The sequence below is a fragment of the Geomonas diazotrophica genome (assembly GCF_019063885.1).
Taxonomy (GTDB): domain Bacteria; phylum Desulfobacterota; class Desulfuromonadia; order Geobacterales; family Geobacteraceae; genus Geomonas; species Geomonas diazotrophica.
In genome coordinates, this window is the sequence record NZ_CP077684.1 from 1,868,843 (window position 1) to 1,887,196 (window position 18,354).

Consider the following 18,354-nt stretch of genomic DNA (forward strand, 5'->3'; position numbering starts at 1 on the left):
GAAATTCGTGCGGTGGCCGCGAAACCTGTTTCGTTCCGGTTCACGACCCCACCGTCAGGAAAAACTCCCGTCCAGAAAGGAAGAGCAGCAGCCGCGGCGGGGCAGCATCCCCCGCAGGAGAAGGATCGCATGACCGCAGACATCAAGCCCATAGTCGAACCACAACCAAGCCGCAAACCCCTCGGGGAAATCTTCGTCGAACGCGGCCTGTTGACCAAGGCCTCGGTAGACCGGCTGATCGCCCACGCCAAGAGCAAAAACATCCGCCTGGGCGAACTGCTGGAGGTGATCGGACTGGTCACCCCGGACGAGCTCGCCGAGGCGCTCGCCATCCAGTACCGCGTCAGGAAAATCGGCGACTTCGCCAAGTACAACTACGCGCCGAACGTGCTCAAACTGATCCCGCTCGAGATGGCGGTAAAGCACAGCATCTTCCCGTTGAAGCTGGACGACGGCCGCCTGGGGCTCGCCGTCGCCGACCCGACCACCGACCAGCTCTTCGCCGCCATTGCTGCCCAACACAACCTGAAGCTGGTCCTCTACGTCTCCACGCGGCTTGAGATCAACCGGGCCATAGCCCGGCACTACCTCGGGCAGACCATAGCCGGCCCCGCCAGCAAGTCGATCCTCCTGGTCGAGGACGACCAGCTCTCCCGCGAGATGGTCGCCAAGATTCTGACCCGCCAGGGGTACGCCGTGGAGACCGCCATAGACGGCATGGACGCCTTCAGCAAGATCTTCACTTTAAAGCCCAAGCTGGTGATCACCGATAAGGTCATGCCCAAGCTCGGGGGGTACGAATTCCTGTTCGCCATCAAGAACATCCCCGAGTTCCGTTACATGCCCGTCATCCTGATGACCGCCGCCGCTACCCCGGACGAGGAAAAAGAAGCCCTGGAAAAGGGGTTCTTCGATTTCGTGCTGAAGCCGGTCAAGGAGATCGGTCTGCTTACCAGGGTGAAGCGGGCTTTCGCCAGCAGGGAAGCCCTCTACGGCAAGACGGCCTGACGGTTTCCACCCCTCCACACCGCGGGCGGAGCGGCCGCTGCCAGCACCGGGGCGCCCGTTCCCACTCATCCTCTCCTCCCTCCGCGCCCTTGACCCCGCTTTTCCCTAATGAAGTTGCTGGTCCCTGCCGAAAAGTAACCTAACCTCACTCCATCCCTCATTCCACGTCATGCCGCACCCCAGGGACTGCGCCTGTCCACGGGAGCCTACTACAGGCAGCAGGAGAGCAGATGACACACCTCGCACAACCCGCATCCGGAAGTTCAACCTGGCAGCGCCTGTCGCCCGGCTTCGCCGCCGTGCTCGCTCCCGGGGGATTGCACTGGCAGGGAGACTGGCTGCAACTGGCAGCGGCGGTCGCCCTGTTCGCCCTGCTTGCGTTGGCCCTGGGCAAGACCGTACAGGTGAAGGCCCGCAAGCAGGCCCAGGTCGAGGAGGAGCTGCGGCGCGCCAAGGAAGAGCTCGAACTGAGGGTCGCAGAGAGAACCGAGGAACTGCACAGGGCCAACGAGCAGCTGAAACAGGAACTCGCGGTACGGGAGCGGGCCGAGGAGGAACTGCGGCAGGGGCGCAACATGCTGGCCCAGATCATCGACACCATCCCGCAGTTCGTCTTTTGGAAAGACAAGAACAGCGTCTACGAGGGGTGCAACATCGTCTTTGCCAGGGCCGCCGGCCTGGAGCGGCCCGAAGAGATCCGCGGCAAGGGCGACTACGACCTCCCCTGGCTGCGGGAGGAGAGTGACGCCTATCGGGCCGACGACCGCGTCGTCATGGACAGCGGTACCGCCAAGTACCACATCATCGAGCAGCAGTTGCAGGCCCATGGCGAGCGCTATTGGGTGGACACCACCAAGGTCCCGCTTTGCGACGAAAGCGGCGCGGTGGTCGGCGTGCTCGGGGTGTACGACAACATCACCGAGCGTAAAGGGATCGAGGAGGCGCGCGACCGCGCGCTCGCGATGCTGGAATCGCTGCTGGCCTCGTCTCCGACCGGGATACTGGTTTACGAGGGGGAGAGCGGTGCCTGCGTCAAGGCCAACCAGGCCGTGGCGAACATGGTAGGTGCCAGCATCGAGCAGATGCTCGCGCAGAATTTCCGCCAGATCCCTTCCTGGGAGGCGATGGGGATCCGCCAACTCGCGGAGCAGGTCCTGGCCGACGGGCAGACCCGGAGCATGGAGGCATCGGGTGCATCGACGTTCGGTGCCCCACTGGAATACGAATGCTTCGTGTCGCGGTTCGACGTCGAGGGGAAGCACCACCTGATGTTCATCGCGGTGGATATGTCCGAGCGCAAACAGCTGGAGCAGGAGAAACGCCTGATAGAGGCCCAGATGCTCCACGTGCAGAAACTGGAGAGCCTCGGGGTGCTGGCGGGAGGAATCGCGCACGACTTCAACAACATCCTCATGGTGGTGCTGGGGAACGCGGACCTGGCACTTCTGCGCGTTCCACCCGATTCGCCAGCCTGTGAAAACCTGGTCCAGATCGAGCAGGCCGCCAGCCGCGCCGCCGACCTGGCACGCCAGATGCTGGCGTACTCCGGCAAGGGCAACTTCGTCATCGAGAAGCTGAACCTGAACAGGGTGGTACAGGACATGGGCCCGATGCTCGAGGTGTCCATCTCCAAGAAGGCGCAGCTTCGCTACGACTTCGCACCGGACCTCCCCGCGATCAGCGGCGACGCCACCCAGTTGCGCCAGGTGATCCTCAACCTCGTCATCAATGCCTCCGAGGCGATGGGGGAGGGGACAGGGGTCATTTCCATCGGCACCAAGGCCATGGAATGCGACCGCGCCTACCTCTCGGAGTCCTGGATCGACGACCGGCTCCCGGAAGGTTGCTACGTGGTGCTTGAGGTTTCCGACACGGGGTGCGGCATCGACCGGGAGGTCATTCCGAAGATCTTCGACCCCTTCTTCACCACCAAGTTCACCGGCCGCGGGCTGGGCATGGCTGCGGTCCTCGGCATCGTGCGAGCGCACAAGGGTGCCATCAAGGTCTACAGCGAGAAAGGGAAGGGGAGCAATTTCAGGCTGCTGCTCCCCTGCATCGCCGGCGCGGCCGACCGCCCCGATCCCCCCGTGCAACAGGCGCTTTGGCGCGGCAGCGGCACGGTGCTGCTCGCCGACGACGAGGAAAGCATCCGGGCTCTGGGGAGCGACATGCTCAAGGCCCTGGGCTTCAGCGTTAAGCTGGCTTGCGACGGGCGCGAAGCGGTGGAGATTTTCAAAAAGGGCATGGACGACATCGTCTGCGTCCTGCTCGACCTGACCATGCCCAACCTGGACGGGGAGCAGGCCTTCGGGATCCTGCGTGCCCTGAAGCCCGACGTCAAGGTGATCATGTCCAGCGGCTACAACGAGCAGGAGGTGAGCCTGAAGTTCGCGGGGGGAGGCCTTTCCGGCTTCATTCAGAAGCCCTACAAAATGATGGAGATGAGCCGGAAGCTCTCCGAGGTGCTGGGGGGGGATGGGCACGGTTGAGGTTGAGGTTGAGGTTGAGGTTGAGGTTGAGGCAAAAAAGGAGGGGCGCCCCTTGGGGACGCCCCTCCTTTTCAGTTCTTTTGCAGGCGAAAAAGCCTGGAGGTCGCGTCCCTCCCGGCTTTTTCCATGGTGACAAGTGGCGCTATTTCCCGCCGACCACCATCAGTTCGCTGACCAGCCTGGTGAAGCGCAGCGGGTCCTTGATCGGGGAACCCTCGGTCAAGAGGGCCTGGTCGAAGAGGAGCTCGCTGTAGTCGGCGAGCTTGGGATTGTTCTTGTCCTTCTCGTACATGGCGGTCATGACCTGCATGATCTGGTGCTCCGGGTTGAGCTCGAGGATCCGCTTCCCTTCCGGGACCTCCTGGTTCATCGCCTTCAGGATCTTCTCCATGTTGGCGTTGAGACCCATCTCGTCGGCCACCAGGCAGCAGGCGCTCTCGGTCAGGCGCGAGGAGAGGCGGACCTCCTTGACGCGGTCCTTCAGGGTCTCCTGGATGTACTCCATGACACCGCCGAACTCCTTCTTGGCCTCCTCCTTCTTGGCCTCCTTCTCCTTTTTTTCCTCCTCGGTGTCGAGCTCGAGGTCGCCCCTGTCGATCGCCTTAAGGTGCTTGTCCTGGTACTGGTTGACCGCTTGCACCACCCACTCGTCGACCGGGTCGGTCATGTAGAGGACCTCGTAGTCCTTCTTGCGCAGCGCCTCCATGTAGGGGGAGTTCTCTACCGACTCGCGGGACATGCCGGTGATAAAGTAGATCTCCTTCTGCCCCTCGGGCATGCGCTCGACGTATTCCTTCAAGGAAACGAACTTCCCTTTCTCGGTCTTGGAGCTCTCGAAGAGGAGCAGCTCCTGCAGCTTCTCCTTGTTGGCGTAGTCGAAGTGGATCCCTTCTTTCAGGACCGGACCGAACTCGCCGTAGAACTTCAGGTAGTCGTCGAAGTTCTTCTCCTTCATCTCGGCGAGGGTGGAAAGGACCTTCCCCACCAGGGACTTCTGGATGCGCTTGATCTGCACGTCCTCCTGCAGGATCTCGCGGGAGACGTTGAGCGGCAGGTCGGATGAGTCGACCACCCCCTTGATGAAACGGAGGTAGTCAGGGAGCAGCGCCTCGCAGTTGTCGGTGATGTAGACCCGCTTCACGTAGAGGTGGACGCCCTTTTTGTGGTCGCGCAGGAACAGGTCGAACGGCTTGTGCGACGGGATGTAGACGATGGCCTTGAACTCGCTGACCCCTTCGGCGGAGTAGTGGATGGTGGAGAGCGGCTTGTCGTAGTCGTGGGAGATGTGCTTGTAGAACTCCTCGTACTCCTCCTCGGTGATCTCGCTCTTGGAGCGGGTCCAGATCGCCTTCATGGAGTTCAGGGTCTCCTCGGTGGTCTTGTCGATGGTGCCGCCGCCCTCGATCACCTTGCCCTCGGCGTCCTTTACCGGCTCGGAACGGGTGATGTCCATCACGACCGGGTACTGCACGTAGTCTGAGTACTTCTTGACGATGGAGCGGATCTTCCACTCGTCCAGGAATTCCTTCATCTCGTCTTTCAGGTGCAGCACGATCTCGGTGCCGCGGGTCTCCTTCTCACACTCCTCGATGGTGTAGGAGCCGTCGCCGGTGGACTCCCAGCGGCAGCCGTACTGCTTCTCGCCAGCCCTGCGGGTGGTGAGGACCACCTTGTCCGCCACCATGAAGGAGGCGTAGAAGCCGACCCCGAACTGGCCGATCAGTTCCGGGTTGTCGGCGAGGTTCTGTTCCTTCAGGGCGGCCACGAAGTTCTTGGTGCCCGACTTGGCGATGGTGCCGATGTTGTCGGCGACCTCGTCCATGCTCATGCCGATGCCGTTGTCGGTGATGGTGAGGGTGCCGGCGTCCTTGTCGGCGTGCAGCTTGATCTTCCACTCCGCGTTCCCTTCCAGCAGCTCCATGTTGGAGTGGGATTCGAACTTTATCTTGTCAATGGCGTCAGACGCGTTGGAGATGAGCTCCCGGAGGAAGATTTCCTTGTTGGAGTAGAGGGAGTGGATCACCAGGTCCAAAAGCTGCTGGACCTCGGTCTCGAACTTCTTGACGGTTTTTGCCATGTCTGGGTGGTCTCCTTTGGTCTTAGTGAATGGTCGTGGGAACATAATCACGGAGATGAGGAATTTCAAGGGGGAGCGGCTAAGAAAACTGTAGGGGCGAATAATCATTCGCCCGCCTATGGTTTCACCGTGTACCCCCGCGCTAGGAAGAGGCACCGGCGCTGGGCGAATAATTATTCGCCCCTACAAGGAAGGCCGCCCGGGATGTGTGGTCTTAAAGCTTCAGATACTGTTTGAGTATGGCGGGGTGCAGGTGCTCCCTCATGACCTCCCAGGCCTCGCGCAGGGCCTCGGCATCGTGCAGGGCGTGGTGGGGCGGGAACTCGTTGTAGGCCTCGGCGTGGGCTTTCTGCAACAGCTCGAAAAGCCCTGGGAAACTCTCACTGTAGTAGTGGATCGGTGCGGGGTAGAGGTTTTTCGGGAAGTCGTCGTGCAAAAGGTCCACCATGAGCACCCAGTCAAACCCCGGCGCGTCGCATACCACCCGTACCGGGACAACGAAAGAGTGTAGCCACTCGGCGAGCCTGCGCCTGGCGTAGTTCCGCTCCTGGAAAAAGTCACCACCGGTCAGCTGCGGCAAGACGTTGGCAGTCACAAACGGCGAGCACCCTTCGGGACTCCAGCCGTCGGCGAGTTCTGCGTAGAAGCTCTCGCCGTTCGCTGAGACCAGCGCGATGCTGATCAGTTGCGGGTAGTCGAAATCGGTGAACTCGGTGTCCAGGAACAGCAGCATCGGCTCTTCTGCGGCCAGTTCCGGAGCGATGGGTGCCGCTTTCGCCTTCTGCGGCTTCCGCTTCCTGGCGTGAACCGGGCAGAGGGTTTTCGCGAAGCCGTGCCCCAGCTGCAGCGACCCGGGTGCCCCGCACTCAGAGCAGACGGCGGCGGCCTTGTGCTCTGCGTCCCTTGCCAGCTCCTTGACGATGAAGGAGCCGGATTCGATCCGGACGAAGAGCCCACCCAGCCTCTCTTCGGCCTTGAAATGACCGACCCTCGGCATCCCCAGGTGCTCCATCGCCTCGATGGCGGTGCAGAGGTCCCAGACCAGCGGGTACCAACCGGCGCCGCAGCGCACGCTGCCTGAGGGGGGATTGAGGTAGCGCGGGAAGCGGGAGGCCAGCTTTTCCAGCGCGATGTCCCCCTCCGGTTTCACCCATTTCTCCCAGGAGAGGAACATCTTCTCGGTCGCCCGCTTGAAACGTACGATCAGCTCCACAACCTTCAGGGCGAAGGCCGAGAACCGCTCCCTTAATATGACCACTGTCTTAGGTGTTTTCATTAGCACAAGATTCTACCAGACTCCCCCTTTCTTGACACCCTTTCATCGTTATGTTACTAAGGTCGGGCCAAAACTCTTTTCCGCGCAAGGGGATAGCCGTACCGATCACCTCGCACGCCACTAAAAGGAGCCCCATGTACTGCCCCGATTTCGCGACGTTCCAGACCCTGTCCGCACAAGGCAACCTGATCCCGGTTTACCGTGAGATCCTGGCCGACCTGGATACCCCCGTTGGGGCCTTCAAGAAGATCGACGACGGCCGCTTCGGATTCCTTCTGGAGAGTATCGAGGGGGGCGAGAAGTGGGGACGCTACACCTTCCTCGGCTCCTCCCCGGCGGTGGTCATCCGCGGCAAGGACAACTGGGTCGAGATCGTCGAGGGGGGCGAGGTGCGCCGCATGGAGGTCTCCGACCCCTTGAACTACGTCCGGGATTACATGTCGCGCTATCAGCCGGTCGAGGTTGCAGGGATCCCGAGGTTCTTCGGCGGCGCGGTCGGCTACCTGGGGTACGACGCGGTGCGCCACTTCGAGACGCTGCCGGACCAGAACCCGAGCCTCATCAACACCTACGACGCCTACTTCATCATCACCGACACCATCGTCATCTTCGACAGCCTGAGCCAGAAGATAAAGGTCGTTTCCAACGCGCACCTGGACGGGAACAGCACACCCGAGGCCGCCTACGCCGAGGCGGTGGGCAAGATCGAGGGACTCATCGAGCGCCTCAAGAAGCCGCTGCCGGCCACGCAGAAGAAGCCTGCCCAGGGGAAGGTGGAGCTGGCATCCAACGTAAAGCGCGAGGAATTCGAGTCCTGGGTGACCCGCGCCAAGGAATACGTCAGAAGCGGTGACATCATCCAGGTGGTGCTCTCCCAGCGCTTCTCCGGCGATCTCACCGTGGATCCCTTCGACATCTACCGGGTCCTGCGCACCTTGAACCCTTCCCCCTACATGTTCTTCCTGCGCCTGGACGAGACCATGGTGGTGGGCGCCTCCCCCGAGGTCATGGTGCGCAAGGAGGGCGAGCTGGTCGAACTACGGCCCATCGCCGGCACCCGCCCGCGCGGGGCAACTCCCGCCGCCGACGAGGAACTGGCCCAGGACCTCCTGGCCGACCCCAAGGAGTGCGCCGAGCACGTCATGCTGGTGGACCTTGGGAGAAACGACCTCGGGCGAGTCTGCAGGATCGGCAGCGTCAAGGTCTCCGAGCTCATGGTGATCGAGCGCTACTCGCACGTGATGCACATCGTCTCCAACGTGCAGGGGGAACTGGCGCCTGGACACGACGCCTTCGACGTGGTGCGAGCCACCTTCCCGGCCGGGACCCTTTCCGGAGCCCCTAAGGTGCGGGCCATGGAGATCATCGACGAGCTGGAAGGGGTGCGGCGCGAGGTCTACGGCGGCGCTGTGGGATACTTCTCCTTCTCCGGGAACATGGACATGGCCATCGCCATCAGGACCCTGGTGATCAAGGACGGTAAGGTGCACCTGCAGGCCGGCGCCGGCATCGTCGCCGACTCCGATCCCGCCGCCGAGTACGTGGAGACGGTGAACAAGGCCAAGGCCGTGGTCAAGGCCATAGAGATGGCCGAGCGCGGCCTGGACTGAGACCCGCTTCGCCTGGTACCGCTACCCACGTCGTTTGAAGAGGGCGCCCGGATTTTCCGCGCGCCCTTTTTTATCCCCCCGCGTCCGCCCCTCTCACTCCCTTCGTAAACTCATTAATTTAATACTACTTTCTGCGTCTCTCGTTTAGTGGTTGCAGTCCTCACTCCCCATGCTGCCGACTGTCAGAGGAGGACAGGAGACAAAATCTGGCGTTGTATTGGTTGAATTTAATTTTAAAAATACTATCGAACAGCAGACTAACGGGTAAATTATTGTAAAATTTTTCCTCGATCGAATGTTTGGTTCCTTGCGTTGCCACTGCACAATCCTTGCTGTGCAATTGAGCGGCCCGCTGTGAGAACTTGTCACACAGAAGATGCAGGAGTTGAAAGCATGGCCTCCTATACCCCCGTCAAGAAAATCCTTGTAGTCGAAGACGATGACGCCCACGCGGAGTTGATCCGGCGGGGGTTCAGCGACCTGTCCGGCCAGTACGAGCTGACCGTCGCCGCAACGGTGAAGGAAGCGGTGGAACGCATCCGCAGCCTGGATTACGATATCGTGCTCACCGATTACCTCCTTCCCGACGGCAAGGGGGGGGACCTGGTGGCGCATTCCGCGAACATAGCGCCGGTGGTGATGATGACCTCCCACGGCAGCGAGCAGGTGGCGGTGGAGGCGATGAAGTCCGGCGCCATCGACTACGTGGTGAAGATGCCGGAGGTCTTCGATGCCATGCCCCGCATCGTCGAACGTGCCCTGCGGGAATGGGACCACATGCTGGAACACAAGCGGGCGGCGGAGGCTCTCAAGCTGCAAAGCCATCGGCTCGAACACGAGGTGAGCGAGCGGCAGTTGGCCCAGGAGGCCCTGCAGGAACAGGCGCTGCTCCTGAAAAAGGAGATCGCGGACCGGAAGCTGGCCCAGGAGACCCTGCGTCTTAGCGAGGAAAAGTTCCACAAGGCCTTCGACAGCGCGCCGCTCATCATGGTGATCACCGACATTGAGGAGGGAGTCTTTCTCGACGTGAACAGGAAGTTCGTGGAACTCTCCGGCTACGGCAGGGACGAGGTGCTGGGGCGCACCTCCACTTCGCTTGGTTGGATCAGCCCCCTTGATCGCAAGGCCTTGATCGACAAGCTGGATGAGGACGGTCAGGTCACCGGAATGGTGGTCACCCTGCATGCCAAGGACGGCCGGACCCTCAAGGGGGAGTACTACTGCCAACGGATCACCGTGGACGGCCGCGAGCGACTTCTGGCCGTCGCCCTCGACATCACCGAGCGCATGAAGCTCGAGGAGCAGCTGCGCCACTCGCAGAAGCTGGAGGCGGTGGGGGTGCTGGCCGGCGGGGTCGCCCACGACTTCAACAACATCCTCACCGTGATCGGCGGGTACTGCGAGCTGCTCAAACTGGACCTGGCCGAGGGGAGCCCGGTCCGCGACAAGGTGATGCAGATCTCGGCGGCGGCGGACCGGGCCGCGAACCTCACCCGCAGCCTGCTCGCCTTCAGCCGCAAGGGGGAGGTGAAGGCCGCTCCCGCGAACCTGAACGACATCGTACGGGGAGTCGAGAAATTCCTGCGCCGCATCATCGGCGAGGATATAGCCCTCACCACCTCGCTTGCTGAAGGGTCGCTCTGGGCCATCGTCGACAGCGGGCAGATTGAACAGGTACTGATGAACCTGGCCGCCAACGCCCGAGACGCCATGCCCAAGGGGGGCAAGCTCTTCGTCGAGACGGAACGTCAGGAGATTGACCAGGCGTTCGTGCACGCCCACGGTTTCGGCACGCCGGGCCAGTACGCCCTGCTCACCCTCTCCGACACCGGCGAGGGGATGGACGAGGCCACCCGCAAGAAGATATTCGATCCCTTCTTCACCACCAAGGTCGTCGGCAAGGGGACCGGGCTGGGACTCGCCATCGTCTACGGCATCGTCACGCAGCACAAAGGGTTCGTGAACGTCTACAGCGAGCCGGGCATCGGCAGCACCTTCAGGATCTACCTCCCCGCCATCAGCGCCGCCGAGCCGGAGAAAAGTCTGCCGTCAGTGGAACCGGAGGTGCGGGGGACCGAAACGATACTGGTCGCTGAGGACGATCTGCATGTCCTCGACCTGGTGGCGTCGATTCTCAGGCAATACGGCTACGACATCATCCATGCCGCCAACGGCCTCGAGGCGGTACAGAGGTTCAAGGAAAACCCGCAGATCAAGCTGGTGCTCATGGACATCATCATGCCGGTCATGAACGGCAAGGAGGCCGCCGAGACCATCCGGGAGTATCGTCCAGACGCCAGGATCCTTTTCACCAGCGGCTACACGGCAGACATCATTCGCAGCAGGAGCGACCTCGACGAAGGCGCCGAACTGGTGATGAAACCGGTCAAGCCCATGGTGCTTTTGAAAAAGATTCGGGAGATGCTGGACCGGCCCTAGCCGGGACCGGATCCGCATGGAGAGATAGCCGGCATGGTCACCCAGTTCCACAAGATACGCCGCTTCGCCCTGGTCCTCGTGCTTTTCTGGAGCGCGGGGATCGCTTTCTCCTTCTACTGGTTCTACCGCGGAGAGCAGCAGACGGTGCTGGCCATCGCCCGCGCCGAGGCGCGTGCCACCTTCGAGAAAGACACCCTGTACCGGCGCTGGGCCACGCTGCATGGCGGGGTCTACGTTCCCGCCTCCGACCTCAGTCCTCCAAACCCTTACCTGAACCATATTCCGGAGCGCGACGTCACCACCCCATCGGGGAAGGCGTTGACGCTGGTGAACCCGGCCTACATGACCCGGCAGGTGTTCGAGCTCGCCGACAGCCAGAAGAACCTGGTGCGCGGTCACATCACGAGCCTCAAGCCGATCCGGCCGGAAAACCTGCCCGACCCGTGGGAGGCCAAGGCGTTAAAGCTCTTCGAGACCGGGGTGAAGGAGGTGAGCGAGGTACAGGAGATGGGCGGCCGCCCCTACATGAGGCTGATGCGCCCCTTCGTGACCGACACCCCCTGTCTTAAGTGCCACGCCGCCCAGGGATACCGTGTCGGTGTCATCAGGGGCGGGGTCAGCGCCTCGGTGCCGCTGGAGGTTGATGCGGCGGTGATGGGCGACGTGATTACCGGGGCAGCGGTGAGCCACGGCTTCATCTGGCTCCTGGGGGTGGGGCTGATCGGCACCGGGGCGCGTGTTCTCAGCCGCAGCGCGCGCGTGATCGAGGAGCGCGAGGAGCGTTACCGGACCGTGGCGGACTACACGGAGGGTTGGGAGTACTGGCAGGGGCCGGACCACGCCTTCCGTTACGTATCACCCTCCTGCGAGGAGCTTTCCGGCTACAGCCGGGAGGAGTTTTACGCCGATCCCGACCTTTTGCACCGCATCGTCCACCCCGAAGACCTGCAGCACTACCAAAGCCACGTCAGCGACTCATTCCGCGGCACCCCAAAGCCCCTGGACTTCCGCATCATCAGGAAGGACGGCGAGGTGCGCTGGATCGCCCACGTCTGCCGGCTGGTCTATACCTCAAGCGGTGCGGAAAACGGTATCCGCGGCAGTAACCGCGACATCACCGACCGCAAGCTCGCCAGCCAGGCCCTGCATGAGCAGGCCGAACTTTTGGAGAAGGAAGTGCGCGAGCGCGTGGAGCGCGAAGCGGAGCTGGAGGCGAAGAACGCCGAGCTGGAGCGCTTCACCTACACCGTATCCCACGACCTAAAGAGCCCGCTCATCACCATCAAGGGGTTCGCCGGCGCGGTGCTGAAGGACATCGAGGGCGGTAACCTGCAGAGGCTCGACGGCGATGTGCGTCGCATCATGGGGGCTGCCGACAAGATGTCCGCCCTTTTGGGCGACCTGCTCGAACTTTCACGCATCGGACGGATCGTCAACGCCCCCTCGCTCATCGACATGAACCATCTGGCAGGGGACGTGCTTGGCCAGCTTTCCGGGCCCATCCAGCAGGCCGGCGTGGAGGTGGTGCTGCAGCCTGACCTCCCCAGGGTGTGGGGGGACCAGCCCCGCATCGGTGAGGTGCTCCAAAACCTCGTGGAGAACGCCATCAAGTACAGGGGAGAGCAGCATAAGCCCCGCATCGACATCGGTGTGCGCGAGGGGGCGGATGGGCCGGTGTTCACGGTGCGGGACAACGGCGTCGGGGTGGCGGCCCAGTACCACGAAACGATCTTCGGGCTCTTCAACCAGTTGGACGCGCGCTCGGAAGGGACCGGGATCGGCCTGGCCCTCGCGCGGCGCATTGTTGAGTTTCATGGCGGAAAGCTTTGGGTGGAATCGGAAGGAGCGGGGCAGGGGAGCACCTTCTGCTTCACGCTGGGCACCCGCCCTCCCGACCCGAACAAACAGGGATGAAGGGGGTGAATGGGATGCAGAGGGTACGATGAACTCTCCCTATGCATCCGGCCCCCGTTGAAAGGAGCGAAATATGATAGAAGGCGAACCGTTGTGTATCCTGCTCGTCGAGGACAACCCCGACCACGCCGAACTGGCGATGCGCAACCTGAGCGATGCAGGACTGGTCAACCGCCTGTTCCACGTCGAGGACGGAGAAGCCGCCCTGGACTATCTCAACAACCGCGGCCGGTTCGCTGACGCAACTGCCTATCCCCGCCCGCACCTGGTGCTCCTGGACCTGCGTCTCCCCAAGGTCGACGGCATCGAGGTGCTGAAGCAGGTGAAGGGATCGGATCAACTCAAATCCATTCCGGTCGTGATACTGACCACCTCAGCCGCGGAGCGCGATCTGGCCCAGGCCTATGATCACTACGCCAACTCCTACCTTACCAAACCGGTCGATTTCGACTCCTTCAGCAACCTGCTGCGCGACCTTGGCTTCTATTGGCTCGCCTGGAACAGGCGTCCAACGAGCTAGCCTCGGTAAATATTGTTTTGACCAGGACAAATGTTTCCTCCCATGCCGCTGGGGTAATGCCGTTTTTCTCCTTCCGGGCCCCGGTATGTCACCCCTTTTTATGCTTTTCCTGTCGGATTTTCTTGAGTTTTGGGCGCGAAACCTTTATATTTTCCTCTTTCAAATTTACAGCAAATGAGTGGGGTTCCCGGCGCTTTCCTGCCGGCTCCCCGACTGCGGCGGGTCCCAGCTATGCTCCTCATGATCGACAACTACGACTCCTTCACCTACAACATCGTGCAGTATTTGGGCGAGTTGGGTGAGGAGGTCAAGGTCTATCGCAACGACAAGATCACCATCACCGAGATCGAGGCTCTTGCCCCCGATCGTATCGTCATCTCCCCCGGTCCCTGCTCTCCGGCGGAGGCTGGCATCTCGGTCGAGGTCATCCGCCATTTCGCCGGCAAGATCCCCATCCTTGGCGTCTGCCTTGGTCACCAGTCCATCGGGTACGCCTTCGGCGGCACTATCGTCAAGAGCGCGACGCTGATGCACGGCAAGACATCGCCGATACTGCACGACGGCAAGGGGCTCTTCGAGGGGCTCCCGAACCCGTTTGCCGCGACCCGTTACCACTCCCTCATCGTGGAACGCGACACGCTTCCGGCCGAGTTGGAGATAACCGCCTGGGTCGCAGAGGGGGAGATCATGGGAATGCGGCACCGCACGCTCCCCATCTGGGGGGTGCAGTTCCACCCGGAGTCGATCCTCACCGAGGGGGGGATGGATCTTTTGAGGAACTTCTTGAAGATGTCCAGGTAGTGCTGACAGTTCCCTCTCTCCCCGGGAGAGGGTTAGTGTGAGGGCGCCGGCATCCGCGCCAAGCGTGCAGGACATCCCTCATCCGCCCTTAGGGCACCCGACACCCTTTTACCTTTGTTTCTTTGAATTCCGTTTGGAAGGAGTTGCTATGATTCGTAGGGCCATTGCACGCGTCGTGGAGCGGGAGAACCTCAGCGAGGCGGAGATGATCGAGGTGATGGACCAGATCATGTCCGGCGGGGCGACCCCGGCCCAGATCGCCGCCTTCATCACCGCCCTCAGGATGAAGGGAGAGACCGTCGACGAGATCACCGGTGCGGCACGGGTCATGCGCGATAGAGCCCTTCCCATCCGGGTCGGCAAGAGCGTCCTCGGCATCGACCGCGACGACATCAACCTCGACCGCGAGACCATCCTCGATACCTGCGGCACCGGCGGTTCCGGCACCAACTCCTTCAACATCTCCACCACCGTCGCCTTCATCGTTTCCGCCTGCGGCGTCAAGGTCGCCAAGCACGGCAACCGCGCCGTCTCCTCCTCCTGCGGTTCCGCCGACGTCCTCGAGGCGCTGGGCGTCAACCTCGACGTCACCCCCGAAACGGTGGAACGCTGCATCTCCGAGATCGGCATCGGCTTCCTGTTCGCCCCCGCGCTTCACGGCGCCATGAAACACGCCATCGGCCCCCGTCGCGAGATCGGCGTCCGCACCATCTTCAACATCCTGGGCCCGCTCACCAACCCGGCCGGCGCGGACTGCCAGGTCCTGGGGGTCTATCGCGAGGAGCTGGTCGAGAAGCTGGCGCAGGTGTTGAAAAAGCTCGGCTGCCGCCGCGGCTACGTGGTGCACGGCAGCGACGGCATGGACGAGGTGACCCTGACCGGAGAAAGCACCATCGCCGAGGTCAGCGCCGACGGGGTCAAGGTGTACAAGGTCACCCCCGAGCAGTTCGGGCTGGAGCGCGCGCCGCTTGCCGAACTGCACGGCGGCGACGCCCAGGGCAACGCGGTCATCGTCAGGGAGATCCTCTCCGGCAAGGACGGCGCCAAACGGCGCATAGTCCTTTTGAACGCGGCCTTCGCCCTCGTGGCCACCGGCAAGGCTGCCGACATCAATGAAGGGATCAGGCTTGCCGCCGAGACCATCGACTCCGGGCGCAGCCTGAAGCAACTGGAACGGCTGGTGGCCCTGACCAACGAGGTGCAATAGCAGATGACCCAGGTACCCGACGTACTCAGAAAGATAGTCGACTACAAGCAGGGCGAGCTCGAGGCCGCCATGCGTGCGGTTCCGCTGAACGAGATCATGGACCGCTTGGCCGACCTCGAAGACACCCCGCGCGGTTTCCAGAACGCCATCCTCAACGCGCTTGGCTCCGGCTGGACCCCCATCATCGCTGAGGTGAAAAAGGGCTCCCCCTCCAAGGGACTGATCAGGGCGGACTTCGACCCGCTGCAGATCGCGATCACCTACCAGGACAACGGCGCCACCTGCCTCTCCGTACTCACCGACGAGCACTTCTTCATGGGGCACCTAAGCTACCTGGCGCTGATCCGCGAGCAGGTCTCGCTGCCGCTTTTGCGCAAGGATTTCATCTTCGATCCCTACCAGATCTACCAGGCCCGGGCCGCCGGCGCAGACGCCATCCTGCTCATCGCCGCCATGCTCGACGTGCCGCAGTTGCGCGATTTCCACTGCCTTGCTAAAGAACTCTCCATGGACGTGCTCCTCGAGGTGCACGACGAGAAGGAGCTGGAGATGGCGCTGCAGACCGACTGCAGCATGATCGGCATCAACAACCGCGACCTGCGCACCTTCCAGGTGGATATTGCGACATCGGAACGCCTGGCGGCCCGGATCCCGGCCGGCAGGATCATCGTCGCCGAGAGCGGCATCAACACCCGCTCCGAGATCGTGCGCCTCACCGAGAAGGGGTTGCACGCCTTCCTGATCGGCGAGTCCATGATGCGCGAGCCGGACGTGGGGGCCAAACTAAGCGAGCTGCTGGGGTAGAGGGCAGCGCTAAATCCAATGTGATTTCATGTTCCATCTGACAAAGGAGTGGCTATGAATACCAAGTTCTTGCTTGACGAGTCCCGCATCCCGAAACAGTGGTACAACATAATCCCCGACATGCCGGGTCCGCTGCAGCCGGTGATCAACCCGGTCACCCTGAAGCCGGTGACACCGGAGGACATGACCCCGATTTTCCCGATGGCCCTCATCGAGCAGGAGATGTCCAACCAGCGCTGGATCGACATCCCCGACGAGGTCCGCGAGAAGTACCGTATCTGGCGTCCGTCGCCGCTGTTCAGGGCGCACCGGCTCGAGCAGGCGCTGCAGACGCCGGCCAAGATCTACTACAAGTACGAGGGCGTTTCGCCGGCCGGCTCCCACAAGCCCAACAGCGCCATCCCGCAGGCCTGGTACAACAAGCAGGCCGGCATCCGCAGGCTGGCCACCGAGACCGGCGCCGGCCAGTGGGGGAGCTCGCTCGCCCTGGCCTGCTCCATGTTCGGCCTGGAATGCACCATCTACATGGTGAAGGTCTCCTGCACGCAAAAGCCCTACCGCAAGAGCATGATGCAGCTTTGGGGCGCCACGGTGATCCCGTCCCCCTCCGAGTTAACCAACGCCGGGCGCAGCATCCTGGCCCACGACCCGGACAACCTGGGGAGCCTTGGCATCGCCATCTCCGAGGCGGTCGAGGATGCCGCCACCCACGATGACACCAACTACGCGCTGGGGAGCGTCCTGAACCACGTCTGCCTGCACCAGACCGTGATCGGCCTTGAGGCGAAGGAGCAGATGGCGCTGGCCCAGGATTACCCGGATGTGGTCATCGCCTGCTGCGGCGGCGGTTCCAACTTCGCCGGGCTCACCTTCCCGTTCCTCATGGATCGCGCCAATGGAAAGAAGGTGCGCTGCCTGGCCGTGGAGCCTGCCTCCTGCCCGACACTCACCAAGGGGGTCTACGCCTTCGATTACGGCGACACCGCGAAGCTAGCTCCCATCACCAAGATGTACACCCTGGGGCACGACTTCATGCCGCCGGGGATCCATGCCGGCGGCCTGCGCTACCACGGCGAGTCGGCGCTCATCTCGCAGCTCTACCACGCAGGCGAGATCGAGGCCAAGGCCTACAAGCAGAACGCCTGCTTCGAGGGGGCGCTCCTCTTCGCCAGGACCGAAGGGATCGTCCCCGCACCGGAATCTTCCCACGCGTTGCGTGCCGCCATTGACGAGGCGGTGTTTGCCAAGGAAGAGGGGAAGGAGAAGACCATCCTTTTCGGGCTCTCCGGTCACGGCCAGCTCGACATGGGCGCCTACGACGCCTATCTCTCCGGTCAGCTGGAGGACTTCGAGTACCCCGCGGAGCTGATCCGCCAGTCCCTGGAGAGGCTCCCCAAGGTGTCTCTGTAGGGAAGCGCCTCGGTAGCAACCTGAGCGCTGAAAGAGGGGCGCCCGGCGGGTTCCCACCCGACAGGGGTTTCTGATTTTCCGGACCTCCTCTGATTTTCTCCGCGGCCTGCGGTCTTGACTGTGGAAGTTGAGTAATTTTAAGGGTATACGCGCATGACAAAGGTCAAGATTTGTGGCATAACATCGGAGGACGATGCTCTGATGGCCGTCGATGCCGGGGCTGACGCCCTGGGTTTCGTCTTCTTCGACAAGTCTCCCCGCTTCATCGGAGCGGAGGCCGCGCAGAAGATCATCGCCAAGCTTCCTCCTTTCGTCCAGGTGGTCGGCCTTTTCGTCAACGCGGATCTCGACGTGGTCAACAGCACCGCCGATTGCTGCGGCCTGGACATCGTACAGTTGCACGGCGAGGAAAGCCCGGAATACTGCCGATTGATAAAGCGCAGGGTGATGAAGGCGTTCCGCGTGCGCGGGCCCGAGAGCCTGACCCCTCTTTCCGAGTACCGGGTTGCCGCCTACCTGCTCGACGCCTATTCGCCCAACGCCTACGGCGGTACCGGCGAGGTCTTCGACTGGGACTGCGCCATCGCCGCAAAGGAGCATGGCCGCATCGTGCTGGCCGGAGGGCTCACCCCCGAGAACGTTGCCGAGGCGGTGAGGCGGGTTCGGCCCTACGGGGTGGACGTCTCCAGCGGGGTCGAAGCGTCTCCCGGCAAGAAGGATCCGGACAAGGTGCGCCGTTTCATCCAGTTGGCCAAGCATCCACACCCGATCTGAAGCAGCAGGAAACTCGAACGCAGAC

General features: G+C 62.4%; 13 protein-coding genes. 11 read left to right on the top strand and 2 right to left on the bottom strand.

From position 1 onward, the window contains the following. Positions 1–129: 129 nt before the first annotated feature. Positions 130–1,008: a response regulator gene (locus KP003_RS08170; RefSeq protein ID WP_216791489.1), complete on the top strand. Its 879-nt coding sequence runs from the start codon at positions 130–132 to the stop codon at positions 1,006–1,008. Between the two features lie 230 nt (positions 1,009–1,238). After that, a complete protein-coding gene (locus KP003_RS08175) occupies positions 1,239–3,497 on the top strand; it encodes a PAS domain-containing protein (protein WP_216791491.1) in 2,259 nt (752 codons plus the stop codon). Between the two features lie 142 nt (positions 3,498–3,639). On the opposite strand, the gene htpG is transcribed toward KP003_RS08175, so the two are convergent. Both htpG and KP003_RS08185 read right to left on the bottom strand, forming a co-directional pair. Continuing rightward, positions 3,640–5,574: a molecular chaperone HtpG gene (htpG, locus tag KP003_RS08180; RefSeq protein ID WP_217300586.1), complete on the bottom strand. Its 1,935-nt coding sequence runs from the start codon at positions 5,572–5,574 to the stop codon at positions 3,640–3,642. A 214-nt stretch (positions 5,575–5,788) separates the two neighbouring features. Next, complete coding sequence (locus tag KP003_RS08185; protein WP_216791494.1) at positions 5,789–6,850, bottom strand: 3'-5' exonuclease family protein; 1,062 nt, start codon at positions 6,848–6,850, stop codon at positions 5,789–5,791. A gap of 134 nt (positions 6,851–6,984) precedes the next feature. Between KP003_RS08185 and trpE the strand changes: the two genes are divergently transcribed. From trpE to KP003_RS08230, 9 genes are all read left to right on the top strand, one after another. Next, entirely contained in the window at positions 6,985–8,460 is a 1,476-nt protein-coding gene (gene trpE / locus KP003_RS08190) for an anthranilate synthase component I (RefSeq protein WP_216497958.1), read from the top strand. A 393-nt stretch (positions 8,461–8,853) separates the two neighbouring features. After that, on the top strand, positions 8,854–10,899 hold the full coding sequence (locus KP003_RS08195; protein WP_216497957.1) for a response regulator: 2,046 nt from the start codon (positions 8,854–8,856) through the stop codon (positions 10,897–10,899). 33 nt (positions 10,900–10,932) lie between these two features. Continuing rightward, a complete protein-coding gene (locus tag KP003_RS08200; RefSeq protein ID WP_216791496.1) occupies positions 10,933–12,813 on the top strand; it encodes an ATP-binding protein in 1,881 nt (626 codons plus the stop codon). Positions 12,814–12,886: 73 nt separating this feature from the next. After that, positions 12,887–13,333, top strand: a complete 447-nt coding sequence (locus KP003_RS08205; RefSeq protein ID WP_216497954.1) for a response regulator — start codon at positions 12,887–12,889, stop codon at positions 13,331–13,333. Between the two features lie 231 nt (positions 13,334–13,564). Continuing rightward, the gene (locus KP003_RS08210; RefSeq protein WP_216791497.1) at positions 13,565–14,134 is read left to right on the top strand and encodes an anthranilate synthase component II; all 570 of its coding nucleotides are present in this window, start codon (positions 13,565–13,567) and stop codon (positions 14,132–14,134) included. A gap of 148 nt (positions 14,135–14,282) precedes the next feature. Beyond that, positions 14,283–15,341, top strand: a complete 1,059-nt coding sequence (trpD, locus tag KP003_RS08215; protein ID WP_216791499.1) for an anthranilate phosphoribosyltransferase — start codon at positions 14,283–14,285, stop codon at positions 15,339–15,341. 3 nt (positions 15,342–15,344) lie between these two features. Continuing rightward, complete coding sequence (gene trpC, locus KP003_RS08220; protein ID WP_216497951.1) at positions 15,345–16,145, top strand: indole-3-glycerol phosphate synthase TrpC; 801 nt, start codon at positions 15,345–15,347, stop codon at positions 16,143–16,145. A gap of 54 nt (positions 16,146–16,199) precedes the next feature. Further along, positions 16,200–17,555, top strand: a complete 1,356-nt coding sequence (locus KP003_RS08225) for a TrpB-like pyridoxal phosphate-dependent enzyme (protein ID WP_216497950.1) — start codon at positions 16,200–16,202, stop codon at positions 17,553–17,555. Positions 17,556–17,708: 153 nt separating this feature from the next. After that, complete coding sequence (locus tag KP003_RS08230; RefSeq protein WP_216497949.1) at positions 17,709–18,329, top strand: phosphoribosylanthranilate isomerase; 621 nt, start codon at positions 17,709–17,711, stop codon at positions 18,327–18,329. Positions 18,330–18,354 lie beyond the last annotated feature (25 nt).

Excerpts from the sequence above, each read along its gene's own strand:
- trpE (WP_216497958.1), top strand. The coding sequence starts at position 6,985 with ATGTACTGCCCCGATTTCGCGACGTTCCAGACCCTGTCCGCACAAGGC.
- trpD (WP_216791499.1), top strand. The coding sequence starts at position 14,283 with ATGATTCGTAGGGCCATTGCACGCGTCGTGGAGCGGGAGAACCTCAGC.
- KP003_RS08175 (WP_216791491.1), top strand. The coding sequence starts at position 1,239 with ATGACACACCTCGCACAACCCGCATCCGGAAGTTCAACCTGGCAGCGC.
- KP003_RS08185 (WP_216791494.1), bottom strand. The coding sequence starts at position 6,850 with ATGAAAACACCTAAGACAGTGGTCATATTAAGGGAGCGGTTCTCGGCC.
- KP003_RS08205 (WP_216497954.1), top strand. The coding sequence starts at position 12,887 with ATGATAGAAGGCGAACCGTTGTGTATCCTGCTCGTCGAGGACAACCCC.
- KP003_RS08200 (WP_216791496.1), top strand. The coding sequence starts at position 10,933 with ATGGTCACCCAGTTCCACAAGATACGCCGCTTCGCCCTGGTCCTCGTG.
- KP003_RS08195 (WP_216497957.1), top strand. The coding sequence starts at position 8,854 with ATGGCCTCCTATACCCCCGTCAAGAAAATCCTTGTAGTCGAAGACGAT.
- htpG (WP_217300586.1), bottom strand. The coding sequence starts at position 5,574 with ATGGCAAAAACCGTCAAGAAGTTCGAGACCGAGGTCCAGCAGCTTTTG.
- KP003_RS08170 (WP_216791489.1), top strand. The coding sequence starts at position 130 with ATGACCGCAGACATCAAGCCCATAGTCGAACCACAACCAAGCCGCAAA.
- KP003_RS08225 (WP_216497950.1), top strand. The coding sequence starts at position 16,200 with ATGAATACCAAGTTCTTGCTTGACGAGTCCCGCATCCCGAAACAGTGG.
- KP003_RS08230 (WP_216497949.1), top strand. The coding sequence starts at position 17,709 with ATGACAAAGGTCAAGATTTGTGGCATAACATCGGAGGACGATGCTCTG.
- KP003_RS08210 (WP_216791497.1), top strand. The coding sequence starts at position 13,565 with ATGCTCCTCATGATCGACAACTACGACTCCTTCACCTACAACATCGTG.
- trpC (WP_216497951.1), top strand. The coding sequence starts at position 15,345 with ATGACCCAGGTACCCGACGTACTCAGAAAGATAGTCGACTACAAGCAG.